The organism is Aquirufa sp. (genome assembly GCF_044239315.1).
GTDB lineage: Bacteria > Bacteroidota > Bacteroidia > Cytophagales > Spirosomataceae > Aquirufa.
This window is the reverse complement of the sequence record NZ_JBIIBQ010000011.1, coordinates 74,310-96,454: the sequence shown is the minus strand read 5'-3', so window position 1 is coordinate 96,454 and position 22,145 is coordinate 74,310. Positions and strand designations below refer to the sequence as shown.

The 22,145-nt window shown below is 41.0% G+C and carries 25 protein-coding genes and 1 tRNA gene; 13 read left to right on the top strand and 13 right to left on the bottom strand.

Annotated features, from left to right (window positions below; genetic code table 11):
• A partial coding sequence (locus tag ACILP5_RS05930; protein WP_395617732.1) for a hypothetical protein occupies nt 1–186 on the bottom strand: 186 nt, incomplete at its 3' end.
• 58 nt (nt 187–244) lie between these two features.
• Here ACILP5_RS05930 and ACILP5_RS05925 point away from each other — a divergent pair.
• On the top strand, nt 245–817 hold the full coding sequence (locus tag ACILP5_RS05925; RefSeq protein WP_395617731.1) for a DUF3109 family protein: 573 nt from the start codon (nt 245–247) through the stop codon (nt 815–817).
• Complete coding sequence (locus ACILP5_RS05920) at nt 817–1,134, top strand: MGMT family protein (RefSeq protein WP_395617730.1); 318 nt, start codon at nt 817–819, stop codon at nt 1,132–1,134. Before ACILP5_RS05925 ends, ACILP5_RS05920 begins: the two co-directional genes overlap by 1 nt.
• Here the strand turns inward: ACILP5_RS05920 and mtgA are convergent.
• The 3 genes from mtgA to ACILP5_RS05905 are packed head-to-tail and all read right to left on the bottom strand — an operon-like array spanning nt 1,129 to nt 4,283.
• A complete protein-coding gene (gene mtgA / locus ACILP5_RS05915) occupies nt 1,129–1,908 on the bottom strand; it encodes a monofunctional biosynthetic peptidoglycan transglycosylase (protein WP_395617729.1) in 780 nt (259 codons plus the stop codon). The genes ACILP5_RS05920 and mtgA overlap by 6 nt on opposite strands.
• 25 nt (nt 1,909–1,933) lie before the next feature.
• Entirely contained in the window at nt 1,934–3,049 is a 1,116-nt protein-coding gene (hemW, locus tag ACILP5_RS05910; protein ID WP_395617728.1) for a radical SAM family heme chaperone HemW, read from the bottom strand.
• A 4-nt stretch (nt 3,050–3,053) separates the two neighbouring features.
• Nucleotides 3,054–4,283 carry a M16 family metallopeptidase gene (locus tag ACILP5_RS05905; protein ID WP_395617727.1) on the bottom strand — a complete coding sequence of 410 codons (1,230 nt, stop codon included), beginning with the start codon at nt 4,281–4,283 and terminating at the stop codon, nt 3,054–3,056.
• Between the two features lie 68 nt (nt 4,284–4,351).
• Between ACILP5_RS05905 and ACILP5_RS05900 the strand changes: the two genes are divergently transcribed.
• Complete coding sequence (locus ACILP5_RS05900; RefSeq protein WP_395617726.1) at nt 4,352–5,350, top strand: glycosyltransferase family 9 protein; 999 nt, start codon at nt 4,352–4,354, stop codon at nt 5,348–5,350.
• On the opposite strand, the gene ACILP5_RS05895 is transcribed toward ACILP5_RS05900, so the two are convergent.
• The 3 genes from ACILP5_RS05895 to rfbC are packed head-to-tail and all read right to left on the bottom strand — an operon-like array spanning nt 5,323 to nt 7,358.
• Nucleotides 5,323–6,243 carry an aspartate carbamoyltransferase catalytic subunit gene (locus ACILP5_RS05895; protein ID WP_395617725.1) on the bottom strand — a complete coding sequence of 307 codons (921 nt, stop codon included), beginning with the start codon at nt 6,241–6,243 and terminating at the stop codon, nt 5,323–5,325. The genes ACILP5_RS05900 and ACILP5_RS05895 overlap by 28 nt on opposite strands.
• 8 nt (nt 6,244–6,251) lie before the next feature.
• The gene (pyrR, locus tag ACILP5_RS05890) at nt 6,252–6,794 is read right to left on the bottom strand and encodes a bifunctional pyr operon transcriptional regulator/uracil phosphoribosyltransferase PyrR (protein ID WP_395617724.1); all 543 of its coding nucleotides are present in this window, start codon (nt 6,792–6,794) and stop codon (nt 6,252–6,254) included.
• A gap of 24 nt (nt 6,795–6,818) precedes the next feature.
• On the bottom strand, nt 6,819–7,358 hold the full coding sequence (gene rfbC / locus ACILP5_RS05885) for a dTDP-4-dehydrorhamnose 3,5-epimerase (protein WP_395617723.1): 540 nt from the start codon (nt 7,356–7,358) through the stop codon (nt 6,819–6,821).
• Between the two features lie 66 nt (nt 7,359–7,424).
• On the opposite strand from rfbC, the gene pyrF reads away from it, so the two are divergent.
• Both pyrF and ACILP5_RS05875 read left to right on the top strand, forming a co-directional pair.
• On the top strand, nt 7,425–8,249 hold the full coding sequence (gene pyrF, locus ACILP5_RS05880; protein WP_395617735.1) for an orotidine-5'-phosphate decarboxylase: 825 nt from the start codon (nt 7,425–7,427) through the stop codon (nt 8,247–8,249).
• Between the two features lies 1 nt (nt 8,250).
• A complete protein-coding gene (locus ACILP5_RS05875) occupies nt 8,251–8,658 on the top strand; it encodes a DUF2721 domain-containing protein (RefSeq protein ID WP_395617722.1) in 408 nt (135 codons plus the stop codon).
• A 203-nt stretch (nt 8,659–8,861) separates the two neighbouring features.
• Here the strand turns inward: ACILP5_RS05875 and glgB are convergent, their stop codons facing one another.
• Entirely contained in the window at nt 8,862–10,760 is a 1,899-nt protein-coding gene (gene glgB, locus ACILP5_RS05870; protein ID WP_395617721.1) for a 1,4-alpha-glucan branching protein GlgB, read from the bottom strand.
• Nucleotides 10,761–10,887: 127 nt separating this feature from the next.
• On the opposite strand from glgB, the gene ACILP5_RS05865 reads away from it, so the two are divergent.
• A tRNA-Glu gene (locus ACILP5_RS05865) sits at nt 10,888–10,959 on the top strand.
• Between the two features lie 122 nt (nt 10,960–11,081).
• Entirely contained in the window at nt 11,082–12,404 is a 1,323-nt protein-coding gene (locus ACILP5_RS05860) for an alginate export family protein (protein ID WP_395617720.1), read from the top strand.
• Here ACILP5_RS05860 and ACILP5_RS05855 read toward each other — a convergent pair.
• On the bottom strand, nt 12,381–13,838 hold the full coding sequence (locus tag ACILP5_RS05855) for a sodium:solute symporter (protein ID WP_395617719.1): 1,458 nt from the start codon (nt 13,836–13,838) through the stop codon (nt 12,381–12,383). The genes ACILP5_RS05860 and ACILP5_RS05855 overlap by 24 nt on opposite strands.
• Before the next feature lie 51 nt (nt 13,839–13,889).
• Between ACILP5_RS05855 and ACILP5_RS05850 the strand changes: the two genes are divergently transcribed.
• Genes ACILP5_RS05850 through chrA form a run of 5 tightly spaced genes read left to right on the top strand, consistent with a single transcriptional unit; the run spans nt 13,890 to nt 17,658 of the window.
• Nucleotides 13,890–14,222 (top strand): ATP-dependent Clp protease adaptor ClpS, encoded by a 333-nt coding sequence (locus ACILP5_RS05850; RefSeq protein WP_395617718.1) that lies wholly within the window; start codon nt 13,890–13,892, stop codon nt 14,220–14,222.
• Complete coding sequence (recR, locus tag ACILP5_RS05845; protein ID WP_395617717.1) at nt 14,219–14,827, top strand: recombination mediator RecR; 609 nt, start codon at nt 14,219–14,221, stop codon at nt 14,825–14,827. Before ACILP5_RS05850 ends, recR begins: the two co-directional genes overlap by 4 nt.
• A 16-nt stretch (nt 14,828–14,843) precedes the next feature.
• Complete coding sequence (locus ACILP5_RS05840; protein WP_395617716.1) at nt 14,844–15,518, top strand: superoxide dismutase; 675 nt, start codon at nt 14,844–14,846, stop codon at nt 15,516–15,518.
• 1 nt (nt 15,519) lies between these two features.
• Nucleotides 15,520–16,488 carry an isopenicillin N synthase family dioxygenase gene (locus tag ACILP5_RS05835; RefSeq protein WP_395617715.1) on the top strand — a complete coding sequence of 323 codons (969 nt, stop codon included), beginning with the start codon at nt 15,520–15,522 and terminating at the stop codon, nt 16,486–16,488.
• A complete protein-coding gene (chrA, locus tag ACILP5_RS05830; RefSeq protein WP_395617714.1) occupies nt 16,489–17,658 on the top strand; it encodes a chromate efflux transporter in 1,170 nt (389 codons plus the stop codon).
• 5 nt (nt 17,659–17,663) lie between these two features.
• Here the strand turns inward: chrA and rfbA are convergent, their stop codons facing one another.
• Genes rfbA through galE form a run of 3 tightly spaced genes read right to left on the bottom strand, consistent with a single transcriptional unit; the run spans nt 17,664 to nt 20,596 of the window.
• Entirely contained in the window at nt 17,664–18,524 is an 861-nt protein-coding gene (rfbA, locus tag ACILP5_RS05825; protein ID WP_395617713.1) for a glucose-1-phosphate thymidylyltransferase RfbA, read from the bottom strand.
• Between the two features lies 1 nt (nt 18,525).
• Nucleotides 18,526–19,581 (bottom strand): dTDP-glucose 4,6-dehydratase, encoded by a 1,056-nt coding sequence (gene rfbB / locus ACILP5_RS05820; protein WP_395617712.1) that lies wholly within the window; start codon nt 19,579–19,581, stop codon nt 18,526–18,528.
• 1 nt (nt 19,582) lies between these two features.
• Nucleotides 19,583–20,596: a UDP-glucose 4-epimerase GalE gene (gene galE, locus ACILP5_RS05815; RefSeq protein ID WP_395617711.1), complete on the bottom strand. Its 1,014-nt coding sequence runs from the start codon at nt 20,594–20,596 to the stop codon at nt 19,583–19,585.
• Nucleotides 20,597–20,675: 79 nt separating this feature from the next.
• On the opposite strand from galE, the gene ACILP5_RS05810 reads away from it, so the two are divergent.
• Nucleotides 20,676–21,509, top strand: a complete 834-nt coding sequence (locus ACILP5_RS05810; protein ID WP_395617710.1) for a transglutaminase-like domain-containing protein — start codon at nt 20,676–20,678, stop codon at nt 21,507–21,509.
• On the opposite strand, the gene ACILP5_RS05805 is transcribed toward ACILP5_RS05810, so the two are convergent.
• Nucleotides 21,498–22,100: a 4'-phosphopantetheinyl transferase family protein gene (locus ACILP5_RS05805; RefSeq protein ID WP_395617709.1), complete on the bottom strand. Its 603-nt coding sequence runs from the start codon at nt 22,098–22,100 to the stop codon at nt 21,498–21,500. The genes ACILP5_RS05810 and ACILP5_RS05805 overlap by 12 nt on opposite strands.
• Between the last annotated feature and the right edge of the window lie 45 nt (nt 22,101–22,145).

Genomic DNA, 22,145 nt, shown 5'->3' with positions numbered 1-22,145 from the left:
GCGCATTTTCTCCTTCATTCCCTCCACAAATTTCTTGTTGCTTCCTAAGCGTTTTTGCTCCGTTTCTAAGATGGCTTTTGCTGAGGGATGTATGAATACTTTTACATTCCCGATTAAGAGAGAATCGGGGAAGGCCGTTTTCGCATAAAGCGGCAAACAGAATAAAAGTAACAAGAGGTATTTCATCGTGTAAAATTACCTTAATTAACTATAATCTGTACCTTTGTGGTTCAAAAATACGCAGATGATTTTAATTGACGATACGGTAATTTCTTCCGATGTAGCAGACGAGTTTTTTGTTTGTGATTTAGCCAAATGTAAGGGTGCTTGTTGTGTGGAGGGTGATTTAGGCGCTCCATTAGAGGAAGAAGAATTAGAGATCTTAGAGCGAATTCAAGACGATATCAAGCCATTTTTATCCGAAATAGGCTTAAAAGAAATTGAAAAATCAGGAGCATGGGTAAAGGATGATGATGGTGATTTTTCTACTCCGGTCATCAAAGGACGCGAATGTGCTTACGCTTTATATGATGATAAAGGCCATTTGAAATGCGGTATCGAGCAAGCCTATTTTGCAGGCAAAACAGATTTCAGAAAGCCTATTTCTTGTCATTTATACCCGATTCGATTAGCGAAGTTAGCGGATTATACCGCTTTGAATTACGATCGTTGGTCCATCTGTTCAGATGCATGTTCTAATGGCGCTTCATTAGGTGTACCTATTTATGTTTTCTTGAAGGAGCCTTTAATTCGTAAGTTTGGTGAGAAATGGTATGCCGAATTGTGTCAAGAAATCGAAGAGCGTAAAGAAGAATAATGGCTGATTTTGATGCGATTTATCAGGTGGTTTCCTTGATCCCTTCGGGGCGAGTTACCTCTTATGGAGCAATTGCGGGTTATTTAGGTTCTAAAGGCGGAGCTCGATTTGTGGGTTGGGCGATGAATGCTTCGCACGGTCAGGCGTCTATTCCGGCACACCGGGTGGTGAATCGCAATGGGGTTTTGACTGGGAAGAATTTTTTTGGTGGGAATCGGATGCAAGAATTGTTAGAGGCAGAGGGTTTGACCATTCAGAATGACCAAATTCTAAACTTTCATTCCCATTTCTGGGATCCTTCTATCGAGTTATTATAAGTTTCGAAGGTACTTCGTACCCCCTAAACCTCTCATTTGGCGTTGTATAGCCGATGTACGTTTGCGCACATAGGCTGATGGATTTTCAATTGAGAAACGATTGGGGCTTGGTAAAACCGCCGCGATTCTAGCAGCCTCTGAGGTAGATATTTCTGCACCACTGTGCCCATAAAAGCGTCTACAAGCTGCCTCAGCCCCAAAAGTCATAGGTCCCGTCTCTGCTACATTTAAATATACTTCTAGGATACGCTCTTTACCCCAGATTAATTCGATCAAGAAGGTAAAATAAACTTCTAATCCCTTGCGAACATAGCTTCTGCCTTGCCATAAGAAGACGTTTTTAGCGACTTGTTGTGAAATGGTACTAGCCCCTCTGATTTTCTTACCCTTCAGATTATGCCTTACAGCTCCCCACATGGCATCAAAATCAAATCCGTGGTGATCAGGGAAGGCCTGGTCCTCTGAAGCGATTACAGCAATAGCTACATTTTTATCCAGGTCTTTATAGGGTGTCCACTGGGAGTATATTTTAGAAGGCTTTCCTTCTAGCAGCGCATCAATCTTCCTTGAGGCCATGGTAGGCGTGAAATAAACCGGGAAAAATTTCAAGAAAACGACAGAGAAAAGGCTTAATCCAATGAGATAAAGAAAGAAAAATCCGATTTTCTTTAGCCAGTTTCGCTTTTTAGGGCTCTTTTTGGATAAACGTTCAAATTTATTTCCTCCTCTTTTAGCGTTTGGGGTATTTTTCGTGAATTCAATTCTCTTTGCCATAGCTGTGTAAAATTACAAAAAGGCCTTAGACCACAAAAATATCACTGCTTAAACGATCTGCAATTAGTTTGCCTTCGTTCACTAGAATTAAGTTTTCTCCTTCTAAACGGGCATATCCTTGCGCCATCCAGGATTGTAATTCTTTTTCTGGGTACTCTTGTTCCATTTTATGAAAACGTTCCCGCACTTCCACGAGATTAATTCCCCATTTCGTACGTAAGCGAACCATGATGTATTCATTCAATTGATCCGCAGGGCTCAGTTCTTCCATTTCCGCTAGTAAATGCCCTTCTGCGAGGTATTTGGCATTATTAGAGACATTCCATTGTCTAGAATGACCATTAAAACTGTGGGCAGATGGACCTATACCGAGGTAGGGCTCTTGCTGCCAATAACTGGTATTGTGGATGGAATAGTGGCCTTCTTTGGCAAAATTCGAGGTTTCGTATCCCTCAAACCCTGCCGCTTCTAAATATTCACGAACCTGCGTAAAAGCCTTAGCCATCTCAGCATCTAGAATTTCGGTGAAGGCTCCCTTTTTTTTCTGAACCCCAAAAACCGTTTTGGGTTCTACCGTCAGGCTATAGGCTGAAATGTGCTGAACACCTAGAGACGTAGCTTTTGCTAAATCTTCATTTAAATCATCCGGAGAATTCTCCGGAATTCCATAGATCAAATCAATGCTAATGTTGTTTATTCCTGCCTCTTGCGCATTTTTAATCGCTTGAATCGAATCGCTTGCCTGGTGATTTCGGTTCATCAGGACTAAGTTTTTCTCGTGAAAAGATTGAATACCGATACTCAGGCGATTAATGCCTTTCGAGGCAATCATTTGGCAGTATTCCGTTGTTAAGTCTTCTGGGTTTGCTTCTAGGGTAATTTCTGCATGGCTAGCGATGGAATGGTGAGCGCCTATCGCATCAATAATCGAATCTATTTCTGCGTCCTTTAAGAGGGAAGGGGTTCCTCCGCCAAAATAAATGGTTTGCAGTTCCGCTCCGTTTAAATAGTCTTTTTGAGCGATTATTTCACGGCAAATAGCTTGTACCATTTCCTCTTTTCTACTGGTGTTCGTTGAAAAATGGAAATCGCAATAATGACATGCTTGTCGACAAAAGGGGATATGGAGGTAGAGATGCACGAATTTAAGGTTCGAAAATCAAATAACTCAAGGAATCTGGATTCAGCATTTCTACAGCTAATGATTGGATGTGGGCGCTGTCTATGAGGTCAATTTGATCGAAAATTTCATCTAAACTCTCGATTTTCTCTCTGTCTAATAGGTTTTTCGCCATCATCAGCATGAAGTTCAAGTTACCCTCTTCAGCCATGGCTAACTGCCCTTTGAGTTGACTCTTAATCTTCTTCAGTTGTGGAGCTGTTAATTCTTTTTCCTGCAGTTTCGTGAACTCTTTTTGGATCAATTTTAGGGATTTATTGACCTGATTAGGCTCCGTACCAAAATAAATAGCCCAACAACCTGAATCTAAAAAGGAAGTCAAACTCGCTTCAATTGAATAAACGAGACCGTGTCGTTCGCGTACAGAAACGTTCAATAAAGAATTCATTCCAGGGCCTCCTAAAAGATTAACTAAAAGGAAGAAAGCGAGTCGGTTGGGGTTTTCAATCGCAAAAGATTGACGACCTAAAGCCACATGGGACTGTGTAATGCCTCTTTTTATGACCTTTGTCTGAGGAATCATGGCAGATGGCGCCACTCGTTTAACGATTTGTTTCTTTGCTTTGATTGAGCCTAAATGCTTTTCAGCCCAAGCAAATACTTTTGCAGGATCTAATTTTCCAATGGATGAAAATACGATTCTGGATGTGTCTAAATTTCGCTCGATGAAGGCTTCTAGATCTTTCTTTTGGAAGGATTGAACCGTCTCTGCTGTTCCTAAAATATTGACGCCTAAGGGGTGATTGGGGAATAATAATTCATCAAAATCGTCCTGAATTGCCTCCTCTGGAGCATCATAATACATCGACATCTCCTCTAAAATCACAGAACGCTCTTTTTCTAATTCCTTCTCTGGGAAAATGGAATCAAAGGTGATATCAGTTAATAGTTCCAAAGCCCGTTCGAAATAGGGGCTTAGAATAGAGGCGTGGAAACAGATTTTTTCTTTGGTCGTATAAGCATTCAGTTCTCCGCCATAGATTTCCAGGCGGTTAATGATCTGCATATTACTTTTCTTCTGTGTCCCTTTAAAGGCTAAATGTTCCCAAAAATGCGCTAAACCCTCTTCTCCAGCTAATTCATCGCGACTTCCAATGTCTAACATAATACCTAAATGCGAGATCTCGGTATGAAGCACTTGACGGTGCACCACGGTGATTCCATTAGATAAAGTATGCAGGTGAATTGAATTCATGAATGGGGTTTTACTGAAAAATGTCCCAAAAATAAGTAATTTTATGGCTAATCGCTTCCTTTTCTGACATGAATACAGTTTCTAAGGTATTAATTATTCAAACCGCTTTTCTTGGTGATGCCGTTCTGGTGACCTCGCTCTTAGAAAAAATACGGATTGAATCCCCTGAAACGTCAATTCACCTGTTGGTTAGGAAAGGAAACGAATCCATTTTTCAAGCGTATTCTCATCCGTGTTTGACAAAGGTTTGGACTTATGACAAGTCGAATAAACGGGCTTCATGGCTTGATTTACGCACTAATTTGAAGCAAGAATCCTTCGATAAAGTTTTCGTCGTTCAGCGTTTCTTCGGGATGGGCCTATTGAGTCTGATGATAGCGGCGAAACAGGTGATGGGTTTTAATAAAAATCCACTTTCTTGGTTTTTTTCAAAGTCGTACCCGCATCCATTCGGGAATGGGATACACGAAGTGGAGCGAAATACGGGTTTATTGAGCGATTGGCTAGGAAATAAGGTGTACAAACCCTTTTTAAATCCTTCCAAAATCACACCTCCTGCTACAAATTACATTTGTATTTCACCCGGCAGTGTGTGGGAAACGAAACGCTTACCCATTCAAAAATGGATTGATTTCATTCATTTACTGCCTAGAGATCAGGCGATTGTGTTGATGGGTTCTCCGAATGAGAAGTCACTGTCTGATGAAATTGAGAAGGCTTGCCAAGGGTGGTCCATTTATAATGAGACTGGAAAACATGCTCTATTAGCTTCTACGTCTATTTTTGCCCAAAGCAAGGGAAATTTCGTAAATGATTCTGGCCCAATGCACTTATCCTCTGCGGTAAATGTACCTACGGTGGCGATGTATTGCTCGACTTTGCCTGATTTTGGTTTTGGGCCTTTGGCTGATCATTCGGAGATTATTGAGGTAAGCGAGAAATTAGCATGCCGTCCTTGTGGAGATCATGGTAAGAAAAAATGCCCTCTAGGCCATTATGCCTGTGGAAATCACATTTCTACCCAAAAAATGTTGTTGGCCTACGAAGCTCTTGAAGCGAGTAAATAAAGTACGGCCATTCTCACGGCTACTCCGTTTTCTACCTGATCCAAGATGATCGAATGTGGCGAATCTGCCGCATCTGAACTTAATTCCACCCCGCGATTAATCGGGCCTGGGTGCATTAAAACGATCTCTTTAGGTAATTCCTCTAGCATAGCACGATTAATCCCGAAGAATTGGGAGTATTCCCGAAGGCTAGGGAAGTATTTAATTTGTTGTCTTTCTAATTGGATGCGCAACACATTCGCTGCATCACACCAAGCTAGCGTACTCTTCACATCATGTGAAATTTCTACACCTAAGCTTTGTATATGCTTCGGAATCAAGGTGCTAGGACCACAAAGGCGAACTTCCGCTCCTTGTTTTTTCAGTGCGTAAATGTTAGACAAGGCTACTCTAGAGTGCAAAATATCTCCGATGATGGCGATTTTCTTGCCTGCTAAATCTCCTAATTTCTCTTGTAGAGAGAAGGTATCTAATAAAGCCTGCGTAGGGTGTTCGTGCGTTCCGTCTCCGGCATTCACGATATTCGCCTTGATATGTTTTGCTAGGTAATGTGGGGCTCCCGGGCTCGCGTGACGCATCACAATCATATCCACTTTCATGGCGAGGATGTTGTTCACGGTATCGAGTAAAGTTTCCCCTTTTTTAACCGAACTCCCTGAGGCAGAGAAGTTAATCGTATCTGCTGATAGTCTTTTTTCGGCTAATTCAAAGGATAAACGAGTTCGAGTAGAGTTCTCGAAAAAGATATTGGCAATCGTCACATCACGGAGGGAAGGAACTTTCTTGATCGGTCTGTTTAGGACTTCTTTAAATTCTCTAGCCGTTTTAACAATCAATTGAATGGATTCTTCATCCAGATCTTTGATTCCTAATAAATGTGGCGACTTTAGCATATGTTAAATCAGGATTGTTGAGGAATTAACCAAATTCTATCCGCTTCATGGCCTTGTTCTGTCCATTCCACGAGTACTTTTTCGGTAGGTAAGGTATTTACACTCATACCTACATAATCTGCGTTAATAGGCAGATCACGGTTATAAATACGGTCAATTAAGACACATAATTCCACTTTAGCAGGTCTCCCAAAACTATTCATCGCATCCAATGCCGCCCGCACCATTCGGCCAGTGGCTAATACATCATCGACTAAAATGACCCGTTTGTTTTCGATGAGGAAGGGAACATCTGTTGAATTAGGAGATACTGTTTCTCTGCGGCGGTAGTCGTCACGGAAGAAGGTAGCATCTATTTTTCCTACGCTTGGGGCTTTCTCGAGGTGTTTACTCAATTCTTTTGCGATGCGTTCCGCAAAGAAAATACCACGAGGCTGAAGGCCTAGGATAACTGTTTCAACATCTTTAATTTGATTTTCAATGAGCTCTTGACACAACCGAGAGATGGTTATTTCGAGTAATGGGCTTGATAAAATCAGCTTGCGAGTCATTGCTGCAAAGATACTATAATTTTTTTAAAAGATTAATTGATCAGGGTCGAAGTCTGGCAGTATTTGGTCTTTATCAGATACAATAGGGTTTTCAACGCCCCAATCAATCCCTATTTGTGAATCATTCCATCGTATGCCTGATTCAGCTTCTTTGTTCCAAAAGTTCGTGCACTTGTAGACAAATATAGTGTCTTCTAAAGCAATAAATCCGTGCGCAAAACCGATGGGAACATATAACATATTCCCTTTATCTGCATCTAGAACGAATTTTTCATGGTGGCCAAAGGTAGGAGAGTCCTTTCGTAAATCCACCACTACATCTAAAGCCTTACCCGTCATCACTCGCACTAATTTGCCTTGTCCGTTCGGATTATGCTGAAAATGCAATCCTCGTAGAACTCCTTTTGTCGAGAAGGAATAATTATCCTGCACAAAATCCTCTGGTATTCCATTCGCGGCAAAACGTTTTTGGTTATAGGATTCATAAAAATAGCCGCGCTCGTCGTGAAATTTAGTGGGTATGCACTCAATGACTCCTGATAAACGATGTTTAATGAATTCCATAAATTGTTTTTTGGCAGGGAAAGGGATAGATTTGTGGCAAAATTAATCCTATTTTCCTTCTTTCACATGAATTCAGCGGAATTAATTAAGCAAATTGAACAAAAAAAATCCTTCCTGTGCGTAGGCCTGGATACGGACATAAAGCTAATTCCGAGTCGATTCAAGACGGAAAAAGATCCAATTTTTGCCTTTAACAAGGCTGTTATAGATGCTACATTACCTTACACAGTAGCCTATAAACCCAATATCGCATTTTATGAGGCCTTAGGGCCTGCTGGCTGGGAAAGTTTGCAGAAAACGATGGAATACATGCCTAAAGAGGTGTTTTCAATAGCAGATGCAAAGCGAGGTGACATCGGAAATACCGCCACTAAATACGCCCAAACCTTCTTCGATCCCACGCATGCTGGGTTTGATTTTGATTCGGTTACTGTGGCACCCTACATGGGAGAGGATTCTGTGACTCCTTTTCTTCAGTTTAAAGATAAGTGGGTCATTCTCTTAGCTTTGACCTCAAATCCTGGTAGTAATGACTTTCAGCAATTGAAAGATGAGAACGGTATACCACTCTATGAAATAGTGATGAGAAAGGCTATGGAATGGGGTAGTAAAGATGAGTTAATGTTCGTTATAGGCGCTACTCGTACCGATTATATTGCCAAAGTCCGCGAAATAGCACCCGAGAACTTCTTCCTAGTTCCAGGAGTAGGAGCCCAAGGGGGAAGTTTAGCGGATGTGGCGAAGTTTGGCATGAATAAAAAGGTAGGATTACTGGTTAATTCGTCTCGTGGAATAATTTATGCGGGAGATGATACGACGGTCTCAGCAGCAAGAGAGGCGAAAAAAGTGCAGGAAGAGATGAATCAATTACTAGATCAATATTATAAATAACATGGAATTAAGCATCGGTACCCCAGCTTTATTGTTCTCAACTGTTTCCTTGTTGATGATCGCATTTACGAATCGATTTATGTCGATGGCTTCGTTAATTCGGGGTTTGCATGAAAAATTCCAAAAGAACCCAGATGATTCAATTCGGATGCAAATTGATAACCTTCGTTTACGAATGAAATTGATTCAACGCATGCAGATTATCGCGATAATTAGCTTGATTTTGAGTGTTGTATGTATGTTTCTCCTTTTTATGAATCAACAACTTATTGCACGGTGGTTTTTTGGGATAGGACTTTTAGGGATGAGTATATCTTTAGCACTTAGTGCTTGGGAGATTACTATTTCGACCAAAGCATTAGAAGTCGAGCTTTCAGATATGGAAGAAATTATCAATAAAAGGAAATAGTACTATTTTTTAACTGAATAGTAAAAAAAATACACTAAAATATTTTCCGCCTATAAATTATTTACTATTTTTGTATACAATAATTACATTTCATACAAGCGAAGATTTTAAATGACTTCGGTCATTGAAAATACTACTTAGGCGGATTGAATAAAGGCTCGGAATTTTTCTGAGTCTTTATTGTTTCTAGACATTTCGAGTCCTTATGCCTTTAAAATAAGCGCTGAAAGAGGAGGGAGATTAATAGCGATTGAGAATGCTTTCCCTTGCCAATTGATTTCTTCCGTCATGGTAGCGCCTGAAACAGGGTAATTGCTTCCACCGAATTCGTGTTTGTCCGAGTTGAATACGGTCTTCCAAACCCCAGGAAGAGGAACTCCTATCCGGTATCCATCACGTGGTGCAGGGGTTAGGTTCAAAATCACGATTACTTGCTGTTTAGCCGATTCTCCTTTTCGGATGTATGAAATCACCGAATTACTTTGGTCGTTCGATTCAATCCATTCAAAGCCTTCGTATTCAAATTGTTTGCTATAAAACGCCGGCTCAGAACGATAAAGTTTATTTAAAGCCTTTACGGTTTCTTGAATTCCTTTGTGAGAATGATGCTCTGTGAGATGCCAGTCGAGGCTTTGGGTATGGTTCCATTCTTCTCTTTGGCCAAATTCTCCACCCATAAACAATAAATGAGAGCCTGGATGTGTGAATTGTTCCGTTAATAACAAACGTAGATTCGCGAATTTTTGCCAATCATCTCCCGGCATTTTATTTAATAAAGAACCTTTACCGTAGACTACTTCATCATGCGATAGAGGTAGGCAGAAGTTCTCTGTAAAGGCATAAATCAAAGAGAAAGTCAGCTCGTTGAGGTGATGCTGGCGATAAATGGGGTCTTTTTGGAAGAAACGAAGGGTGTCATTCATCCAGCCCATCATCCATTTTTGGCCAAAACCTAAACCTCCCATAAATACAGGTTTAGTCACCCCTGAGAAGCTTGTAGACTCTTCTGCAATCATCTGGATATGGGGAAACTCCGCATAAATGTGGCTATTCAAATCTTGTAAGAATGATATAACCTCGAGGTTATGGTTACCTCCAAACTGATTCGGTTCCCACTCGCCGTCATTTCTTGAATAATCCAAATAAAGCATCGAAGCCACTGCATCCACGCGTAAACCATCTACATGGTAGCGATCGCACCAGAAAAAGGCGTTAGATAACAAGAAAGAGCGTACTTCATTCTTACCGTAGTCGAAGATATAGGATTTCCAATCCGGGTGATAGCCTCTTTTAGGGTCAGGGTGCTCGTAAGCACTTCCGCCATCGAAGTTAAATAAACCGTGGGCGTCACCCGGAAAGTGGGAGGGAACCCAGTCCAAAATCACGCCAATTTCAGCCTGGTGAAAGGCTTCCACTAAACGCATAAAGCCTTGTGGATCGCCAAAACGGGCCGTAGGAGCAAAATATCCAGTGATTTGATAACCCCAAGATGGATCATAGGGATATTCCATGATGGGCATGAATTCCACGTGTGTGAAGCCCATATCTTTCACATAATTCACCAATTTAATGGCTAAATCATCATAGCTTAGGTAGTCATTTTCTAAGGTTTTCATCCAAGAGGCTAAATGTAACTCATAGATAGACATCGGAGCATTTAAGGCATTCTTAGCGCCTCTAATCTCTTGCCATTTGGTGTCTTTCCACTCTTTGTAAGTATTCCAAACAATACTAGCAGTCTTAGGTGGTGCCTCACAATACAAGCCCATCGGGTCTAGTTTCTCCAGATATTCCCCACCTGTGGTCTCAATGCCATATTTATAGGTTTCCCCCGTTCTTACTCCCGGAATGAAACCTTCCCAAATGCCGGATGAGTCCCAGCGAGGAAATAAAGGATGAGAATAACGATCCCAAACATTAAAATTACCAGTTACATATACAGTTGAAGCGTTAGGTGCCCAAACCGCGAAAAACGTTCCAACGACTCCTTCGTGTTCGATTTCGAATGCCCCTAATTTCTCATAAAGTCTTGTATGTTTGCCATTTAAGAAAAGGGCAATATCAAAATCTGTCAGTCTGGAATAGGGGTTTACGTTCGCCATAAGTGGTTATACTTCAATGTTTAGGCTAAAATAGCGAAAATAAATTAGAAAATAATTAGTCTTTTTTTACGGGTAGTTTTGAATATAAAAGAGAAAAACCTACCTTTGTGCCACCAAAATAAATAATGGTCCGTTCGTCTAGGGGTTAGGACACGTCCCTTTCACGGATGAAACACGGGTTCGATTCCCGTACGGACTACTTCGGTAGGCAAAAAACCACACAGGACGTGTGGTTTTTTTGTTTTATAATGACTTCTTTTGTTCTTCGAATCCATTATTTGCTCCTTGAATAAGTTTTTAACCATTTTTTTCATCCTCCTTGTGTTTTCTTCCTCGGCTCAGCATATAGCGAGGCTACGTGCGGAGGACAATTTTGATTATTTATTAACCGATACACTTGAGAAATCCTGGGATGAAAAATTAAAATTTATGCCTCTTTTTTCTGGCCTTAAAGTCAGTGTAGGAGGAGAATGGAGAGAACAATACCAAAATTATACCCACGCTAATTTTGGCCAAATGCCCCCTAGCTACACGGAGGAGAGTCCTCATCAGTGGCTTCACAGGTGGTTGTTACATGCTGATTTACACGTCAATTCTCGATTTCGGATTTTTACGCAGTTGAATAACACGGTTCGCTACTGGAATCCCAATCCTATTTTATCCCAAGTGGAGCAAAATTTATTGTCTGTGCACCAAATTTTTGGGGAATATAAATTAAATCAAAATATAAGCCTGAGGGTAGGAAAACAAGAAATACAGTTCGGTCAGGAGCGATTTATTGCCTCCCGCGAGGGTCCTAATAACAGGCAAACATTTTTGGGCGCTGAGGCAACCTATCGTTCAAAGGCGGTAAGAGCGGTATTGTTTTACCTAAATCCGATCAAAATGAATTTAGGTGCTTTCGATGATGGCTTGATGGATGAACGAATCGGGGGGCTTTATGTGACGAAACAAGTAAATCCGAAGTATCTAAATCTAGATGCCTTTTATTTCAATTTTACGAGCTCACAGCGGTCCTATATTTTTAAAAATGGCTTAGAGGACAGGAATACAGCTGGAATTAGGTTCTATTCTTCTCCTAAATCCTTTAATTATGAACTAGAGCTGGCCTATCAATGGGGCACCTTTGAGGATTTAGCGATCAAATCATGGATGCTAGTTTGGGATGTGAATCAACAGGTGATTCCTTATGTATTTCTAGGGGTAGGTGGGAATTATGTTCCGGGTGATAAATCTGCCACAGATTCAGAGTTGAATACGTTTAATACGCTGTTTGCTAGACCTCCTTTTGGTCAAACCGTCGCACTGAATATTACCAATACGTTTAATGTAAGTCCTTATTTGAGGTTTCAAAAAGGCACAAAATGGTTTGTTACAGCGCGTACTTCTATTGTTAATCGCATTAGTGAGGCGGATGGTATCTATACCCCTAATATGTCGACTTTGCGCCCTGTGGCTGATGGAAGGGCATCTAGCTTAAAGGATTTATGTTCGATTTATGCGCTTGATTTTAATTACAATGTTTCGCCACACCTGTTCAATCAATTCGAAATAGGATTTTGTAGAGCAGGGGATTACTTGAAAGAATCTGGTTCTGGAAAAAATGTAGTCTATTTTGCGCTACGCAACGCTTACCGCTTCTGAGTTTTTGTCGCGAATTAACCACAACATTACAAAACAGATCACCCCGTTTAGAATCAATTTAGCGAATCCAAATCCACCAAATAAACTTTGAGCTTGAGATTCTAACACAAACGTAATAATCGGTGATAGAACGCATACGATAGGCACCCATTTATCGCGGATGGCGTATTTAGTGAATAATCCGAAGGAGAATAAGCCTAACAAAGGCCCATAGGTATATCCTGCCAGGTTAAATACGGCGGCAATTAACTCAGAGGTGTTAAAAATGTGAAATAGGCCTATTACGACAAAAAACAAGGCGGAGAATCCGATGTGAACCCAATGTTTCAGGCTTTGCTGCTTTTTCTCTTTGAACTTCTCTATACTTAGGAAATCGATACAAAAAGAAGTCGTCAGGGCCGTTAAAGCAGAATCAGAACTCGCATAGGAGGCCGCAATTATACCTAATAAGAAAGTGACTGCGGCTAATGTTCCGAATTCACCACCCAAAGCTAGCATAGGGTACAATTCATCCGTTTTTGTAGGTACGGCAATACCTTTGGAGGCCGTATAAATGTACAATAAGGCGCCTAAAGAAAGGAATAGGATATTAATAAATAATAGCACCCAGTAGAACCAGAACATGTTTTTCTGTGCTTCACCAATCGATTTGCAGGTTAAGTTTTTCTGCATTAAATCCTGATCTAATCCAGTCATCACGATGGCAATAAACACCCCAGCTAAAAAGTCTTTTCCGAAGAAATGCGGGTTCTTCCAATCCCACTCAAACAGATGAGAATACTTACTGGCACTCACCTGCTGAATCATGTCAGGGATGCTCATGTCCATTTTTTGGCCTACTAAAACAATCGTAATAAAGAGCGCAACTAAAAGAAACAAGGTCTGTAAGGTGTCCGTCCAAATAATCGTTTTAACCCCTCCACGGTGCGTATACAGCCAAATCAAGAAGATGGAAACAAATACCGTCACGATAAATGGCACGCCGATAGGGGCGAAGATGGCGATTTGCAAGACGTTCACCGCTAGATAAAGACGTGCGGCAGAACCGATGGTTCTAGATAATAAAAAGAAGGCAGAACCGGTTTTATAGGACCAAAAACCGAAACGTTTTTCTAGATAGCCATAGATGGAAATCAAATTCAAGCGGTAATACAGCGGCATCAGCACTAAGGCGATAGTTAAATAACCCAGCGAATGGCCTAAAATGACCTGGTAATACGTGAAATAGGTCTTGCCTACGGCACCCGGCACAGAAATGAAAGTCAAACCTGAAATCGATGTTCCAATCATCCCAAATGCCACCAGCCACCAAGGAGACTCGCGATTAGCTGTAAAAAATGCATGGGTATCAGCGCCTCTCGAGGTAAAATAAGAGATGGCTAAAAGCATTCCGAAATAGAGGGCAAGAATTCCTCCAGCTAATTGTACAGACATAAGGTTGTGAACGGATTTTTTTTTAAATTTGATTTCAAATTCATCAAAAATATGGAATTCTGTGTAGATAGTATTTATCGTCTACCTTTTTCTTTTCAAAATCAGGAAAAATGGCAAGAAGAAACCTCCACCCTCGTAGAGGAAGAGGTGATCGAAGCCCATCAACTAGTGGTCTACAATGATGAAGTAAATTCCTTCGAATACGTCATTTTGACTTTGATTGAAGTTTGTGAACATACCCCCCAGCAAGCCGAACAGTGTACTCTGCAGATTCATTTTAGAGGAAAATGTGGCGTAAAAACCGGTGGATTTGATGAATTAGTAGCTATGCGCAATGAAATTTGTCGTAGAGGAATTTCAGCCGAAATAGAAGCCAGCGCATGATGAATACCTATCCTTCGAAGATGATTGAACAAGCAGTGGAGGAGATTTCCAAACTGCCCGGGATTGGTAAGAAATCTGCTTTAAGATTAGCATTACATCTTTTAAAACGTCCAGAGGCGCAGTCTTTGCAATTAGCACACGCCGTTGTGCAGCTGCGGACAGAGACAAAATATTGCCCCCAATGCCACATGATTTCAGATGGCGATTTATGCGGCATTTGTGCCAGCCACAAGCGGGATGAGAGCATTATTTGTGTGGTAGAGGATCTACGGGATGTTTTAGCCATAGAGAATACAGGTCAGTTTACCGGATTATACCATGTGTTAGGTGGGATTATTTCACCTTTATCGGGCATTTCCCCAAGTGATTTAACGATCGAGTCATTAGTGGCTCGCGTAGCCTCTGGGAAGGTTTCGGAGGTTATTTTAGGCCTTAGTCCTACGATGGAGGGAGATACGACGGCCTTTTATTTGACCAAAAAATTAAAAGAATTTCCAGTTAAATTGTCCACCATTGCCCGAGGAATCCCGATTGGTGGTGATTTAGAGTATACGGATGAGATTACGCTAGGCCGAAGCATAGTAGGTCGAGTAACGTACGAATAGTATTAAACTGAAAACGATGAAACGTGCTGAATTTTTACAGAAATCGGTAGTTCTTGCGGGAGCTAGTCTGGTATTACCTTCTTTTTCTGCCCCTATAGCAGATTCGTTCAGCTTGCCGGCTTTGCCCTATTCCTTTGATGCTTTGGAGCCTCATATTGATCGTTTAACGATGGAAATTCACCACGATCGCCACCACAAGGCCTATGTGGATAATTTGAATAAAGCCCTTACAGGCACGACAAAGACGATAGAAGAAATTCTAACTACGGTTTCCACTCAGCCTGTTGCGGTGCGCAATAATGGGGGAGGGCACTGGAATCACAGTTTTTTCTGGAATGTATTAGCACCTGCCAAAGGCTCCAAACCTTCAGCTGCGCTAGCAAAACAAATCGATACCGATTTCGGCTCATTTGACGCCTTTAAGGCTGAATTTGCGAAAGCGGCGACCTCTCGTTTTGGATCTGGCTGGGCTTGGTTAATTAAGAAAGACGGTAAATTGGTGATCTCTTCAACGCCTAATCAAGACAATCCATTAATGGATTTGGCAGAAGTAAAAGGGCAACCGATTTTAGCTTTAGACGTGTGGGAGCACGCGTATTACTTGAAATATATGAATAAGCGCGCGGATTATATCGCCGCTTTTTGGAACCTAGTGAACTGGGACTTTGTATCAACCAACTTTAGTAAATAAGATGTTATTAAATGAAATTCCTTCGCTTGATTTAGCCGATTTCCTTTCTGGAGATGCTGCACGCAAGGCAAAATTTGTACAAGAACTAGGGGCTGCCTTCAATACGATTGGTTTTGTGGCTATTAAGGGTCATGGATTAACGAATGAATTTACTTCCAAACTTTACAGTGAAGTAGAACAATTCTTTCAATCTCCAGATGCGTTGAAGCAATCCTATGAAATTGAAGGAATCGCAGGTCAGCGTGGATACATAGGAAAGAGAAAAGAGACAGCGAAAGGTTTCACCGTTCCAGATTTGAAGGAATTTTACCATGTGGGTCAGCCGCGGAAAGAGGATGGAGATTCGGTTTGGTCAGAATACCCAGAGAATGTATTTCCATCAGAATATCCTGATTTTGAAAAATATACAGTAGAGGCCTATCAAACCTTAGAAAAGGCAGGAAAAGCCTTATTACAAGCGATTGCCTTGTATTTAGAACTTCCGGAAGACTACTTTGAGTCTAGGGTTAAAAATGGTAATTCCATCTTACGTGCGATTCATTATTTCCCTATTGTGGACCCAGATTCCTTACCTGAGGGTGCTGTGAGAGCAGCGGCTCATGGTGACATTAACTTGATTACCTTGTTAATGGGTGCTTCTGCAGAGGGTTTAGAAGTTTTGCGCATGGATGGAAAATGGATTCCCATTACCGCATTGCCTGACCAAGTGGTGGTGAATGTAGGCGATATGCTAGATCGTCTGACGAATCACAAGTTGAAATCGACGATACACCGCGTAGTGAATCCGCCAAGAGCGAAAATGGGAACGTCCCGTTATTCAATTCCCTTCTTTATGCATCCACGTTCTGAAATGGATTTAACTTGTTTGCCTTCTTGTGTGTCTTCAGAGTACCCTAAAATATACACCAATATGACGGCTGGAGAGTTTTTGAATGAGCGATTAATTGAGCTAGGACTTAAAAAAGCATAAATGAGACGGCTAAAACATGGGGATTTCCTGCTGGATGTCTTATTTTTAGCCTGTACCTCTTTTGGTGGCCCTCAAGTACATTTTGCGCTCTTTTTAGACCGATTAGTGAAGAAAAGAGCCTATCTGACCGAAGAAGAGTTGTTTGAAATTCAGGCCCTCTGCTCCGTTTTGCCGGGTCCTACTTCCACTCAAATGATTACGGCCATTGGTTTGAAGCGAGGGGGAACCTCTTTGGCTTATTTTACTTTGCTTTGTTGGATTTTGCCTGCAGTCTTGATTATGACTGCAGCGGCCTTTGGGATGACTTTCTTACGTAATCCTTCGATTTTACATTACGTTCTTCCAGTGGGTATAGGTCTGATTTTACAGGCTGGTTGGTTTATGGCCAAAAAAGTCATCACAGGCCCCACCTATGTGTTCATTTTATTAGTTTCCTTGTTTTTAGGAATCGCTTTTCATAGCCCCTATATCTTTCCTTTAGTTTTGCTTTTAGGAGGAATCGTCTCCTCGTTTAACTACAAAGATTTTCCGCGTCAAACGAAGCATAAATTCGTTATACCTTGGGCAAATTTTCATCTATATTGGGGATTTTTACTGTTTTTAGCTCTATTAGGGCACTTTACGGATTATTTCCCGATTCGACTTTTTGAAAACTTCTATCGAAATGGGTCCTTGGTTTTTGGGGGAGGTCACATTCTTGCTCCTGTTCTATACACGGAGTTCGTTGAATTTAAACAGCTGATTAACTCGGACGTTTTTTTAACGGGCATGTCTCTATCACAAACACTTCCTGGACCCGTATTTGCCTTAACCTCCTATTTAGGGGTCTTATTGATGAAAGACTATGGGATAGTAGGGGAATTAGCCGGATCGGCGATTGGTGCTTTAGGAATATTCTTACCTGGGACGTTTTTGATTTTCTTTGTCTTTCGAATTTGGTCGCAATTAAAGCAGTATCGCTTTATTAGAGCTTCTCTGGCTGGCATTCAGGCAGCTTCCGTCGGATTAACTTTAGTGGCAGTGTTTACTTTCACGAGGCCCATGGTGGAGGAAGCGCAAGTTGTATCTTTGGGCATTGTGGCAGCTGCATTTATCCTGGCAGAGAAAACAAAAATTCCCGCCATCTTGCTGTTTACTTTAGCTTTGATAGCGGGAATTGTGGGAATTTAAGCCGTTTAGGCGATTAAATTCAATAAATATTGACCGTAACCACTTTTCACAAGCGGCTCTGCGATTTTCTTTAATTGTGCTTTGTCAATATAGCCCATACGATAGGCCACTTCCTCAATACAACCCACTTTCATGCCTTGGCGTTCTTCGATTACCTGAACGAATTGCCCCGCTTGCATTAGAGAAGCAAAAGTACCCGTATCTAACCAAGCTGTTCCCCGGTTCAAAATACCTACTGAAAGACGACCTTGCTTCAAATATTCTTTATTCACATCCGTGATTTCATATTCTCCGCGAGGGGATGGGGCGATATTTTTGGCAATCTCCACCACGTCATTATCGTAGAAATACAAGCCTGGAACGGCATAATTTGATTTAGGATTCGCCGGTTTTTCTTCGATGGAGATTACTTTGTTTTCTGCATCAAATTCCACGACGCCATAACGCTCCGGATCGTTCACAGAATATGCATACACCACGCCTCCCGAAGGATCGTTGTTTGCTTGCAATAACTTACTCAATCCAGAGCCATAGAAGATATTATCTCCTAAAACTAAGGCAACTTTGTCTTTTCCAATGAATTTTTCACCGATTACGAAAGCTTGTGCTAAACCATTCGGTTCTGGTTGAACGGCATATTCAAAGCGACAGCCTATTTGGGATCCATCCCCTAATAATTTCTCGAAATGAGGCAAATCGTGTGGGGTAGAAATGATCAAAATTTCCTTAATGCCCGATAGCATCAAGATCGACAAAGGATAATAGATCATCGGCTTGTCATAAACCGGCATTAATTGCTTGCTAACCGCTAAAGTCAATGGGTGTAATCTTGTCCCAGATCCACCAGCTAAAATAATTCCTTTCATGTTATCTACCTGCGTAGTTTTTTTCGTAATATTTCTGATAATCTCCCGATGTAACGTCGTTTAGCCATTTTTCATTCGCTAAATACCAGTCCACCGTTTTCTCTAAACCTTCTGCAAATTGTAAACTAGGCTCCCATCCTAATTCCTTCATGATCTTATTCGCATCGATCGCATAACGTAAATCGTGACCTGCACGATCCGTCACATAGGTAATTAATTGAACCGATTTTCCCTCGGGACGACCTAATTTTTCATCCATGATTTTACACAATAAATGCACTAAATCGATGTTCTTCCACTCATTAAAGCCACCAATATTATAGGTATCGCCAATTTTTCCATCGTGGAAAACCGTATCAATCGCACGCGCATGGTCAATGACGAATAACCAATCCCGTACATTTTCTCCCTTTCCATAAACGGGAAGCGGTTTTGAATGAATGATATTATGAATCATTAAAGGAATTAATTTTTCTGGAAAGTGATTAGGACCATAATTATTCGAGCAGTTTGTAATCACAGTCGGTAAACCATAGGTTTCATGGTAGGCACGTACGAAATGATCAGAACTCGCTTTAGAAGCTGAATAGGGGGAACGAGGATCATAAGACGTCGTTTCTAAGAAGAATTCCTTCGGATCGTGCAATTCACCATAGACCTCATCTGTGGAGATATGGTAAAAACGTTTGCCTTCCATCTTGCCCGCCCAGTGTTTCTTCGCGGCCTGTAATAAATTCACCGTTCCGATCACATTCGTTCTTACAAAGGCCAATGGGTCCGTAATCGAGCGATCTACGTGAGATTCTGCTGCCAGGTGCAATACTCCATCAAATTGATGCTCTGCAAATAAGGCGTCAATGTGATCTGCATCGGTAATATCTGCTTTAATGAAGTGATAATTCGAGGCAGATGCCACATCCTCATTATTTGCTAGGTTACCTGCATACGTCAAGGCGTCCAAATTATAAATCTGGTAATCCGGGTATTTGTTTACGAACAAACGAACGACATGTGACCCAATAAATCCGGCACCACCGGTAATGACTAACTTTTTCATCTTATTTCATTAACGATTCTTGCCATTTCCAAGAATCTTGTAAAGCTCTTTCTAAACTGTATTCTGTTTTCCAACCTAAAACCTCGTTTGATTTATCTGTCGAGGCATAAACGGCAGTTATATCACCAGCTCTGCGATCTCTAACTTCATAATTCACTTTCTTACCAGTCGCTTTCTCAAAAGCTAGAATGACCTCCATCACTGAGCTACCTTGACCTGTTCCTATATTAAAGAAGTCATATTTAACCTCTGATTTTCCATCTATTAGATAGGCTAGTGCCTTCACATGCGCTCCTGCTAAATCCACCACGTGAATATAATCCCGAATTGCGGTTCCATCTGGAGTAGGATAATCAGTTCCCCAAACCTGCAAAGGGCCTCGTAAACCAGCCACTGATTGAGTTAAGAAGGGAATTAAATTAGCTGGAGGTCCTAAGGGTAATTCTCCAATTAATGCGGATTCATGTGCTCCAATGGGGTTAAAATAACGTAAGGCAATAGCTTTTAACGTAGTAGAAGCTGCCACTGTATCCCGAATAATCTCTTCACAAATCTGTTTTGAGTTTCCGTAAGGAGAGGTTGCCGGTTGCACCGGTGATTCTTCCGTTGCTGGTAAAGCTTCTGGTTGACCGTAAACGGTACAAGAAGAGGAGAATACCAAGTTAGAAAGGCCATATTGAGCCATTTTCTCTAATAAAAGTACCGTTGCGGCTACGTTATTTCGGTAGTATTTTAAGGGGTTTTCCACCGATTCGCCTACCGCTTTCGAGGCAGCGAAGTGGATGATTCCTTTAATATCGTATTTCGTAAATAAAAGATCGTAAGTCTGAGGGTCATTTACGTCGCCTTCTTCATAAATAACCGCTTCTTTGGTGATTATTTCCAGGTTTTTGATCACCTGTTTAGAAGAATTAGAGAAATTGTCTACGATAATGGGCTTGTAACCATTTTCTTTCAAAACCACATAAGTATGTGATCCAATGAAGCCAGCACCGCCCGTAATTAATATTTGCATCTAATTTTCTAAGAATAAAGACAAATTTAAGTGAAAATAGGCCAATTGTCTTTAATTTTGTCAAAAATATACGTTACCTATGACGGATGCTGCCATAAAAGCAATGATTCATTTATTAGACGATTCTGATCAGGAAGTCGTGAGCATGGTGGAGCAGCAAATTCGGACCTTAGGGCCTTCAATCATTCCCGTTTTAGAATCTGAATGGGAGACCGAAAGTTTAAATCCAATTCTTCAGACTAAAATTGAAAATTTGATTCACGATTTCCAGTGGCAATCTGTGAAAACGCGTTTACAAGTTTGGAAAGAATCGGGTGGCATGGATTTGTTAGAGGGCATGTGGATTTTAGCTACTTATCGCTATCCTGATTATACCTATGAACAATTGAAGCTAGAGATGGATCAATTGTATTACGAGGTTTGGCCGCAAATGCGGGAAGAATTACATCCCATGGATCAGGTAAAAGTGTTGAACACGGCTATTTTTGAACAATTAAAATTTGGGCCTAATTCGAAGAATTTTCATGCAGCGAATAATTCCTTCATTAATAATGTGTTATCCTCTAAAAAAGGAAATCCCATTAGCCTCTGCGTCATTTACATGTGGATTGCGCAAAAACTAGGTCTTCCCATTTACGGTGTAAATCTGCCTAATCTTTTCGTATTAACCTATAAGCAAAATGGGCTACAGTTTTATATCAATGTATTCAATAAAGGGTTAATATTCAATAAGATAGATATTGATAATTACATCGCTCAATTGAACTTGACTCCCAATGAAATCTATTATAATCCCTGCTCCAACTTGGAGATTATTCGTCGCGTTATTCGAAACTTAATGATGGCTTATGAAAAGGCGGGCGAGCAAGATTACAAAGACGAGTTGACAGAATTAATTAATTTACTGGATTAAGGCCACAGTGAGGCTGAATTGAGGGTATTCCTCCCAGAAGATATTTACAACTTCACCAGTAGAAACCTGTGCTTTGCACGGATTTTGATTAAAATCACTTATATCTATTTCCTTTTGAAAGGATAAACCAGGTTTTCCTACGGCCTTATAGATGGATTCTTTTGCAGACCAGGCCAAAGTCAACAGATTCGATTGAGACTTCCATTTCTCCCATTCTCTCGCATGTAGGAATCGAGGGGCAATTTTTTCGATATTTCTACCCGGTTTTTCCAGATCAATACCTATTCGGTTTTGAAGTGAACACGCTGCTGCTACGTAAGGGAAGGAATGGGTTAAGCTAATATGCCAGTCTGACTCCTCGAAATAGGGTCGATTTCGATCATTCTGTACTAATGTCAGGTTGTCGAATTCTGACGAAAGTAAGTGTAAACAGTATCGTGCTGCAGTAGATTCCAGCTGTTTAGTTGGATTTACCACCTCAGGGCTGGACCAGGATGCCGGAAAGGTTTCAAAAAAGCCCAGTGGTTCTTCGATTTTCCAAACCAGGATTTGGAAGTCGGCAGAGCTTATATTTGAAAATATTTGAGGCATAAAAGGGGATAATTGGATGTAAAATTATCATTTTTGTAGCTAAAT